Here is a 2,004-nt window from a genome sequence, read left to right as displayed (position 1 = left end):
CACCCGCGCCCCACCCCGACATCCCTGTCATGGGCATGCCTGAAATCGGGGTCGCCCGTAACCCGTTCCCCGCAGCAAGAAAGTGAGCACTCCCATGCCCATTCCCTCGTTCCAGTTCCGCCCGAAGTACGTCTCGTTCGACTGCTACGGCACGCTGATCGAGTGGCCGATGACCCCCATCACACGGGAGCTCGTCGGCGACCAGATCCCGGCCGAGCACTGGAACCAGTTCGTCAAGGAGTTCCGCGGCTACCGCTACGACCAGGTCCGCGGCGAGTACTACCCCTACGAGCAGGTGCTGCAGGACTCCTTCGAGCGGGTCTGCCGCAAGTGGGGCGTGAAGGCCGCCCCGGACGCGGGCAAGCGGTTCGCCGACGGTGTCCGTAGTTGGGGCGCGCACGCCGACGTGCCGGAACCGCTGAAGAAGATGGGCGAGAACTACAAGCTGGTGATCCTCTCCAACGCCGGGGATGCCTTCCTGGAGGAGAGCGTGCCCCGGCTCGGGGCGGACTTCCACGCGGTCTTCACCGCGGAGCAGGCCGGCTACTACAAGCCCCGCTACGCCGCGTTCGAGTACATGCTCGACCAGCTCGACGCGTCTCCCGAGGACTTCGTGCATGTCTCCTCGCACACTCGCTACGACCTGATGCCGATGCACGACATGGGCTTCCGCAACCTCGTCCTCCTGGACCGCGGCTGCGACCCGGTGACCCACGGCTACGACTACGTGACCGTCAAGTCCCTGGACGAGCTCAACACCATGCTCGGCATCTGACGCACGACGCGCACCGTCCCGTACCGACAGCTCCGAAGGATCGACCCNNCGGCCGCGCGGCCACCCTCTCCCGCCCCGGCAGGGCGTCGATTCCGACGGTGCGTCGCCCTCGCCGGGGCGGATCACCCCTTGGACCCAGCTCCGACTGCCGCTCTTTCCACGTCCCCAGCCGCTCTCCCCTTCTCGCGGCCGGCACCACCAGGAGGCACACAATGAAAGACGCCCGAATAGACCGCAGACTGTTCCTGCGAGGAATTGGCGGAGTCACGGCGGGCGCAGCCGCCGCGACCGCCCTCAGCGCTTGCGGTACCGGCACGAGCCGTGTCTCGTCCGGCAGCGGCAAGAGCGGCAGTAAGACGGTGGTCGTCCGTGACAGCGGCGGTTCCTACGGGGCGGCTCTGCAGAAGGCGATCTATACGCCGTTCACGCAGGAGACCGGTATCCAGGTCAAGGTGCTCAACCTGGACAACGCCCCACTGTTGGCCCAGATCAAGCAGGGCCGCCCGCAGTGCGACCTCATCAACGACTCGATGATGTCGTTCGCCAAGTACGCGGCCGAGGGCGCCCTGGAGTCGCTGGACCGGGACCGGCTCAAGAGCGTGGAGAGCGCGAAGATCCCCGAGGCTCAGACCACCGACCATGCCATCGGCCACAGCTTCTACGGCCAGTGCATCGCCTACCGCACGGACGCCTTCGGCGGTAAGAAGCCGGAGTCGTGGGCGGACTTCTGGGACACCAAGGCGTTCAAGGGCGGCCGGGCGATGTGTAGCCCCGACGGTGACCTGCCGGAGCTGGAGTTCGCGCTGCTGGCCGACGGCGTCCCGATGGACAAGCTGTATCCGCTGGACGTGGACCGCGCCTTCAAGGTGCTGACCCGACTGCGAGGTGACATCAAGAAGTTCTGGGACAGCGGCCCGGTGCCCGGCGTTCTGCTGAGCCGCCAGGAGGTGACGATGTCCACCGTCTGGGACGGCCGGATCGCCGACCTTCAGAAGCAGGGTGTGCCGGTGGAGCGGCAACTCAATGGCATACGCCGCCAGTTCTCGGCCTACGCCATCGCCAAGGGCGCTGCGAACGTGGACAACGCCTACCAGCTGATGGACTTCTCGCTGCGTGCGGAGAGCCAGGCCAACCTGGCGAAGGCCTTCCCGTCGAACCCGTCCTCTCCGCTGGCCTACGCCAAGCTGACGGAGGACGAGCGCAACGCGCTGGCCGGTGCGCCGAAGTAC

2 protein-coding genes are annotated in these 2,004 nt (G+C 66.9%); both read left to right on the top strand.

Annotation, left to right across the window (positions count from 1 at the left end; all coding sequences use genetic code 11):
• Positions 1-94: 94 nt before the first annotated feature.
• Positions 95-775: a haloacid dehalogenase type II gene (locus AOK15_RS23195; protein ID WP_055519950.1), complete on the top strand. Its 681-nt coding sequence runs from the start codon at positions 95-97 to the stop codon at positions 773-775.
• Between the two features lie 212 nt (positions 776-987).
• Positions 988-2,004, top strand: a 1,017-nt coding sequence (locus AOK15_RS23190) for an ABC transporter substrate-binding protein (protein ID WP_055519952.1), incomplete at its 3' end; no start/stop codon positions are given.

It is taken from the genome of Streptomyces ossamyceticus (genome assembly GCF_001418475.1).
Classification (GTDB): Bacteria; Actinomycetota; Actinomycetes; order Streptomycetales; family Streptomycetaceae; genus Streptomyces; species Streptomyces ossamyceticus.
Note: the sequence above shows the minus strand (reverse complement) of the source record. Positions and strands in the feature narration are given on the sequence as shown.

Coding starts and splice junctions, on each gene's coding strand:
- AOK15_RS23195 (WP_055519950.1), top strand. CDS start 95: ATGCCCATTCCCTCGTTCCAGTTCCGCCCGAAGTACGTCTCGTTCGAC.